10 protein-coding genes are annotated in these 7,518 nt (G+C 47.9%); all 10 read right to left on the reverse strand.

Annotation, left to right across the window (positions count from 1 at the left end; genetic code table 11):
* A partial coding sequence (locus B3D59_RS07325; protein WP_286818676.1) for a hypothetical protein occupies positions 1-430 on the reverse strand: 430 nt, incomplete at its 3' end.
* A 63-nt stretch (positions 431-493) separates the two neighbouring features.
* Positions 494-706 (reverse strand): hypothetical protein, encoded by a 213-nt coding sequence (locus tag B3D59_RS07330; RefSeq protein ID WP_286818677.1) that lies wholly within the window; start codon positions 704-706, stop codon positions 494-496.
* 36 nt (positions 707-742) lie between these two features.
* Positions 743-1,114, reverse strand: coding sequence for a hypothetical protein (locus tag B3D59_RS07335; protein ID WP_286818678.1), 372 nt, complete (start codon positions 1,112-1,114; stop codon positions 743-745).
* A complete protein-coding gene (locus B3D59_RS07340; protein WP_286818679.1) occupies positions 1,111-1,662 on the reverse strand; it encodes a hypothetical protein in 552 nt (183 codons plus the stop codon). The genes B3D59_RS07335 and B3D59_RS07340 overlap by 4 nt, the downstream gene beginning before the upstream one ends.
* Positions 1,659-4,382 carry a DUF3987 domain-containing protein gene (locus tag B3D59_RS07345; protein ID WP_286818680.1) on the reverse strand — a complete coding sequence of 908 codons (2,724 nt, stop codon included), beginning with the start codon at positions 4,380-4,382 and terminating at the stop codon, positions 1,659-1,661. Before B3D59_RS07345 ends, B3D59_RS07340 begins: the two co-directional genes overlap by 4 nt.
* A 139-nt stretch (positions 4,383-4,521) precedes the next feature.
* A complete protein-coding gene (locus B3D59_RS07350) occupies positions 4,522-4,785 on the reverse strand; it encodes a helix-turn-helix domain-containing protein (RefSeq protein WP_286818681.1) in 264 nt (87 codons plus the stop codon).
* A 115-nt stretch (positions 4,786-4,900) separates the two neighbouring features.
* The gene (locus B3D59_RS07355) at positions 4,901-5,839 is read right to left on the reverse strand and encodes a hypothetical protein (RefSeq protein WP_286818682.1); all 939 of its coding nucleotides are present in this window, start codon (positions 5,837-5,839) and stop codon (positions 4,901-4,903) included.
* Positions 5,840-5,947: 108 nt separating this feature from the next.
* Positions 5,948-6,307, reverse strand: coding sequence for a transcriptional regulator (locus B3D59_RS07360; RefSeq protein ID WP_286818683.1), 360 nt, complete (start codon positions 6,305-6,307; stop codon positions 5,948-5,950).
* A gap of 5 nt (positions 6,308-6,312) precedes the next feature.
* Positions 6,313-6,666, reverse strand: a complete 354-nt coding sequence (locus B3D59_RS07365) for a toxin-antitoxin system TumE family protein (protein ID WP_286818684.1) — start codon at positions 6,664-6,666, stop codon at positions 6,313-6,315.
* A 28-nt stretch (positions 6,667-6,694) separates the two neighbouring features.
* Positions 6,695-7,518 (reverse strand): tyrosine-type recombinase/integrase (locus tag B3D59_RS07370; protein ID WP_286818685.1); only part of this gene is annotated, 824 nt, incomplete at its 5' end.

Consider the following 7,518-nt stretch of genomic DNA (forward strand, 5'->3'; position numbering starts at 1 on the left):
CAATGATCCAAAGCCCCATGACGGTTTTTCCTGCCCCGGTGCCTGCCTCAAGTAACCCCTGTTCCCTGGACAAAACATCATTGACGGCCTGCTGCTGCAATTCCCGAAGTGACCCGGCAAAAGAAAAGTCAACCGGTTCCAGGCTCCGGCGATTGTCCACAATCTGGATGCTTTCGCCCATTCTTGAGCATAAGTTGTAAAGCTTCCTAGCACATCCCCGCGGGCAGATTAACCCTTCTGTGTCTTCTTCATAGAATTTAAGTTCCGGGTCAATGCCCATGGTGTACCTGCCTTGCTTGACTGCATCCAAGTATTTCGGGTTTGGCATGGTCAGATATTGCTTAACTGCCTGCCGCGTAGCTGCCCCCAGGTTGGTTAAAATTGACTTGCTGTTCAACTCAAAATTCATGTATATATATCCTTCGTTCATTCTGTTTCCGGCCTGCCGGGGTTATCGGTCCGGGCAGGCCCTTTTCGATTCGTCGTTTCCGCCCTAAAGCACATGAAGCCTTGCCGGGTTCCGTCTCTTCTCTTCAATCCACTGAATCAAATCATCAGCAATGTTTTTCACATAATGAAGGGCGTCTAATCCGTCCTGTGTGTGCATCAGGTCCGGGCAATCCTTGAGCCTGGTCAATTCTTCAATCGCTACTTCAATTTTCCACTCTGCACATTCCTGTACAGTTAAAATCCGTTCGGTTGTCATAGTCGTTTCCTTTCTGTTACCTGCCGGAAGGCGGTTTTATTTTCGTTCTTCGATATACGGGCAGCCATTGACCAGTAGGATATCCGCAATTTTCGGCACCCAAACCATGGCCTTGCCGCCCCGTTCCTTTTTGAGTTTGCGCCATGCCCACACCTCTAACCGGGTGCCGGTCTGTTCCAACCATGCAATGGTGTTGTCCTGGTGTTCCTCAGTCAGCTTCCTAATATGCTGCCGGTAATCGTTCCCCTGGCAGATTTGAATTCCGAGGACACCACCGTCAAGGACCAGCAGATCAATGATATTGAACAGATCGTGCCGTTTCCGGTCCCACTGGTTGTAATGCTCAACTATCCAGTACCGCAGGCTGTGTTTTTTTATTTCGGTTAACATGCGTTGCATTGGGCTCACGATATGATCCTTTCTGAAATGACATCCAGCCCGGTTGCCGGTGGGTGGCATCGTCCACAAATCCATGTTGAATTTGGTTTATTCTTACGCCACCACTGATTTTGCCCGCAGGCTGGACAGGTGTCCGGGTCCTGGTCTGTGTAATCCGCTGGGATGTTAGGGATTTTTTTCGCCTGGCTGGGGGTCCCCGGCGTCGAACTGTCCTCGATGTCCCGCATACGTTTAATTATTTGGTTTAGTTCCGGCAACCTGGCGACCCGGTCAGGGTACGGCGCTGTGGCATCTCCACCGTCGACATAATCGGCCAATGTCCAGGCTGAATACCAAAGGGTGATATATTCCTGAGCGTGCCCCGGCTGGATTTGGGATAGGTCTGGTGGAGGTGGTTGGAGTCCTGACAAAATCGCTGCTTTGTTTTCCCTGGCAAAAGTCACAACCTCCTGCCGGGTTTCATCACTCAAGCCGGACAAACCTTTGAGATTCAGCCTACCTTCGGGAGTGACGGTGGCTTGAACACCTCTATTATTTAAGAAAGAGAGATGACTCATATAGTCACCTCATCGGACTTTATACAGGGAAACACGTCTGCAATGTCTGCATTGTCTGCATCGCCTTTATTGACGGTTGTTTTGGCTTGCAGACTTTGCATTTCTAATGTCTGCAATGTCTGCATGTTCTCTGCAATATCTGTATTGTTTGCAGACATTGCAGACTTTGATTTATTAATGTCTGCATTCGGAAAGCCTTGCCCCTCTTGGGTTTGCAGACTTTGCAGACTTTGCAGACAAGTTTCTATATATAAATCTGTGGTCTTGTCCCATTCGAGGCAATTGACGGCCCGTTTTCCATTTGCGTCATGTTTTCCTCCGGACACCGTTAGCCCACAAGATCGGATTAAACTGCCCATCGCCCGTGAACTTTTGTACTGTAATTCAGGCGGGCAGCTCTCGTTGAATTTTTCCCAGATGAAACCGATTGCAAGCCTGCCGTTATCAACATCCCCTTTTATATCCTGCAAGGTCCGGGCAAGGTGGATTTCTTGATCTGTGAAAGTCTCTTTTGCCGGACAAGCAGAGGTCACAATGGCCTGTATAACATCGACATTGTGCCCCATGTAGAACTCAGCTAACCGGATGCCCTTTTTTAAATCGTCCGGGTCAATGACCTGTGGGACTTTTGTTCCCGCCAAAAAAGACTCCAGGCATTTGATTATCCCGGTCAACCGAGCAGCCCAGCCAATCAGCTTGGGGATATACCCCCGCACCTGCTCGGGGAGTTTGGGGAGAAGTCCTTTTAAGTCGTTGGCCCAATCAACAAACACTTCCAGGGTTGCCTCAGACAGCCACAATGAGTGGGTGAGCACCTCCTCATCGCCGTCTATCGTAACGTCTGTATGTGCCTTGCAAAAGGATAAAGCATTTTGGATCAGGTTTTCCCAGGTAGACCGGTTAGAGTCGTCCCACGATTCCAACGTCATGGGGAAAAACTTGTCTCCCTCATAGGTCATCATGAACCTAAAAAGGGTTCCATCGACTAAAAAGATATCATCACCATTGGTGTCAGCTTTAAATATGCGCCAAAAGACACCGGGCTGAGTACCGCCTATAATGCTGGCTCTGGCACCCTTCAAGAAAACCGCCCCGGATGTCCGCACAATCCTTGCCGGGTTTCCATCGTAGAGCTTTAACCATGATTCTCGATCCGTGCCTTTGCCTGATTTTTTGTACTGATTTTGTCCTTCAAAAAAACTGCTTGCCTCATCATTAGATATAAGGATGCCACCACATGCTCGTTGATCATGCCGTAGACCCTCGATAGTCATATCACTGGTAAAGATGCCACCCAATGGCTCAGGCTTAGGGTTTTGCGCTTGCTCATCTGCCGGGAGAGCCTTCCATGTGGTCAATGTCTGTTTGTGTGCAGTATCAAGCCTCTCTTGCTCTACATATATTGGACCGCTCAAGGCGTGTTGTGCAGGACTCTTGCCCTGGCCGCTGGGTAATAATGCCAGCATCCAAAAAATAAGAGGCTCTGACCACGATGGTTTGACGTTGACTTCTATATGCCTACCAAGCACGGCTGCCAGGATGCCAAAAGCGATACCCGGCAGATGAGTGGGGCTTGCGGCGCAGGACCGGGCTAACTGTTTTAAGGATGCGCTCAAGCTGGTGGGCAAAACATTCCAGGGGAATTGTGTTTTTGGGAATCTCTCCCCGGCAAACATCCAGTCATCTCTCCTGACAGGTGTCGACGTAAAGCTCGGAGTCTCTTGGTTGTACCAAACCTGCTCCGCCCCCTGGATCATACCAATAACCCGGTCCCGCTGCCCGGCCATCAACAAGTCATTAACGTCGTAGCCCTTTGGGTCTTGTTCCGTCCATCGGGGAGCCCATACCTTCGTCCCTAAAATGTCCCAAATAGCCCGAAGCATTGTCTCTGAGGCGCTATCGTTGTCGACCAAAACCGTCACCCGCTCGGCTCGCTCGGCATATAGTTTTAGAGCTGTCACTTTGCCGGTGAATGTAGACCCGCCCAGGGCAATGCAACAAGCATCGGGAAAGAATTCAACCGCCGTCAAGGCATTGATAACGCTTTCGGCGATTATAAAATGCTTTGCCGCGTTGATATCTGCCCCGCAGGTAAAATAACAATCCTGGCTGATCGCAGAGCCTTTAAGCATGACTTTGTTGGCAGGATTGCCGTTGTCCACCGTAAACGGGTATGGCTGGCCGTCAACGGTCAGGCATTGGATAGCCAGGGTTTCCCCCTGCAAGGTAGAATATGGCACGGCCACGGAGACAACCCGTGCATGTCTTTTGAACCGGGCCTTGCCAGCATCGTATAAAACTTGAATAACTGCATCCGAGAGACCCCGCCGCCCAAATAGATCAAAGACCGGCTTGTCGTTGGTGTTGTTTAAGAGTTTGTTCCATGTGGCTTGGATGTCGGGATTAACCGGGTCCGGTGTTGCCCCCCGTTGGGGTGTGTGTGTCGTTGGTATCTCCGGCAGGTATTCCAGCATCAGGTCCGGGATAGTTTTGCTGTACGCCCAACAATGGAAATCAATCACATCCATGGGTTTATCATGGCATTGACGACACCAACACCGCCCCGTGTCAGTTTTATGAACAAAACGATTAGTGCCACCGCAGACCGGGCACGGCCCGGCATAACTGGTGTCTGATTCTTTTTTTAGGTCCACGCAGGATAGGATGTCCGGCAGGGCAACCTTGAGTTCGGGGATTCTGTCGTGAGATTGCATCAACATGACACCCCCGCAGCAAAAACAAGCCCCGCGATAACAGCCAGGTTGACAAGTCTCAAATAATTGATTATATTATATTTAATCATGAGTTCCTCTTTCGCGCCGGGTTGTCCTCCCCGGCGTTTTTTATTTTTGGGGGGCACTAAGCTGCCTCGGGATCAATACGACAAGCCAAGATATCGGCGGCGATATCAGCGGGTGCGTACCGGATAGACCTGCCGGATTTGATGTAAGGTAATCCCCGTCTAAGGTGGCGGTCATTTCGCAGCGTTTGAACTGAACAGTTTTTGATTTTTGCGACCTCAATATCTGTCATGAGGCGGTTAGGCAGGCCAAGGGATTTAATGATATCCGCAAGGCTTGTTGAAGAACTGATGGAATTGGTATTTCTCGTGGACTCTGGCATCTGCTGTATCCTTTCTAAAATGAGCAATTAAGGTTTTGCTCGTTAATTTAAAAAGAAAATACAGCAGGTAAAAGGAAGGCGCAGTCTTGAAAAAAACTAAAAAAAATAGTGATTTTTAAGACTGTTTTTGAAGCTTCGTGAAAAGAGAATAAAGGTCTTGAGAATTGGTTTTGAGATTTTTATCAGCGAATAAATAACTATATTTATGGCTGATAAATTGCTGTAACAAACCACCTTTGATATCTCTGGCAGAATTGTTAGTTCCCCAGTAATTTGAATTGTCAATGGCTGCTTCAACGTGGTTCAGTTTAAGGGATGTAAATTTATCTGAATTTTTATCATAGAACTTTTGGCAAGCTTCCTTTTGTTGGCTTTCGTCCGCTTTAGATAGGGTTAGACCCTTAGCTTTTAAAAGCTCCTTCATCCCGTTGTATAGTCGGATTATGTCTTCTGACACGATAGAAACCGCATCATTAAGGGCCTGTTCACTTGATATGTCCTTGCCAAGGTGGCTATCCGATACGGTCGCTGATTTCGAAATATAGTCTTTTTTGTTTTTCTGGTCGCTGTCTGAGCTCGCAACCTCCCATAGACCTTCTGGCCCATATTCCAAGTCAAGGAAAGATAGATAAATCGGCAGGGTTTTGTCATCGAAAAGCCACCATAGGAAATCCCCAAACAATTCTTTGAGGTCAACGGGGCCATACTCTTTGTTTTGTGTATATTCGGTATTACCGTCCCGTAAGCGCCGCAGAACTTCTTTTTCAAAACAATCTGTCGGGAAAATGAGATCATACCCGTCCATGCACAAACCCATTGTGGTTCGCAGCATGGAGTCAATATCCCGATTTGTGATTATCGCCGGTTCCTCGAAATACCTGTACTGATATTTCCCCTTGAAGTGTCCGTCAACCACGGGCTGTATATAGTGGTCCCATAGGGCTTTTTCCTGGGCCTTCTCTCTAACCTTAACTGCCGGGGCGTCAAGGGTTGCTTCCCGTTGTTGGTCTCTATCCTTCCATGGGGTATCACTGATGGCTTGATATTCTATCATATTCGCATCTCCTGTAATGAATCCTGATTGAAAAACCCCAGGAAAGACGGTCAGGAAACCGCCTGTTCGGAACCGGTGATCAGCCGGAACCTATCCTGGGGAAAGAGATTAAAGTCTTAATTCAACGTGAAAATCCGTGGCGTTGACAATGGGTTTGACCTTACCATTTTCTTTGATCAGATCAACAATCCCGTAATTTGAAAGGGTTTTAAGGGTCCTGGAAAGATTTGATTTCTTCCGGCCTGATAATATTTCCAGTTCAACCAGGGATGCCGGGTGCTGATCCCGGATCAATCTCAAGAGTTTCTGATTCTGTCCACTCAAGACCTGGCCCAGGGATTCCATGGATTCAAACCATACCTTGGGTTCGTTTTTGAGGGGTTTATATTCACCCTTGGCAATCGCAATGGTCCGGTGTTTGTAGTCTTCCTTTGACATGATGCCTATTTTCATAACCTTACTTGCCATGGTTTTTATCCTCCCTGTAAGTATTCATCCACAGCCGCCCAGAAATCTTCAAGCAATTGCCCGGCGGTTTCAAAGGTGTACGGTTCCACTTTATCCAGGTTATGTTTATGGTCCCATGTGACCTTTCGCCCTGAGAATCCCTTTTGGCGGCTTGGCTTAACAGCATGGGCATTATCGAATCCAACAACCCGAGTATTGTGTCTGTCATGCAGTGACATGGAATAGCGTATTCCGTGGGGTGCATACTGCTCTGGATTTATTGATTTTGCATTGAACTTTACCCAATACCCGTTATCCATCGGGAAAATTTCGCCGTCCAAATCAAGCAGGGTGTCAAGTGAACCGTATTCGTTATTCATGTTATCACTCGATGATAATTTGTCAAGATTATTTGTTTCCACGGATATTCACTATTTTCTTTTCCTGGGAATCCTCAGCCTGTTTTTTGAAGATATCGTCAATCTGACCGGCGCCATTCTTTAACACCTCATCTCTCAAATGGGCATACCGTTGTGTCATCTGCGGGGATTTATGCGTCATGAGTTTTTGGAGAACGTACATATCAACATTGCCGGAACTGGCCAGCATTGAGGCGTAGGCATGTCTCAGTCCGTGCATGGGCCTAAAGTCTTTAGGAAGCCCGGCAGCTTCGCGGATTCTGGTTCCCGACCGGCCCAGCGTTACCCGCTTCCCTCCATCCTGGCCGGGGAAAACGTATGGGCTTTTTGTTCTGACAATGCTTTCCAATACGCCCCTGGCCATATCGTTCATCGGTATCTTTTGATCCTTCCCTCCCTTTGGATCACGAATCCAGATAAAACCTGTGTCAAAACTAACATCATCCCATTTTAATTTGAAAAGCTCTCCACGGCGCATGCCGGAATACAGGGCCATTTTCATCATATTCCCCACGGGGATGTTAGGGTCTTCTTCGATTGCTGAAAGCAGGCTTGTTAATTGTTCCGGGCTCAGGTTTTCGGTTTTTTCATTGTTAACGGTGGGCTTTTGAATATGGAAGGAGACCCCTGAACATAGATTGTTTTTGACACCATAGTTTATAATCCAGGTAAGGAGATTCAAAACATGTTTCACTGTTTGAGGTGATTTCTTTTTGAGCAGGTTTATTCTGACGCGGTCAACATCCAGTTTGACAAGCTCCCGGGGTTCTTTTTTGCCAAAAGGTTCTTTGGGCGCATTCCCATTTTCCCGGT

This window comes from Desulfobacter sp. UBA2225 (assembly GCF_002348205.1).
GTDB lineage: Bacteria > Desulfobacterota > Desulfobacteria > Desulfobacterales > Desulfobacteraceae > Desulfobacter > Desulfobacter postgatei.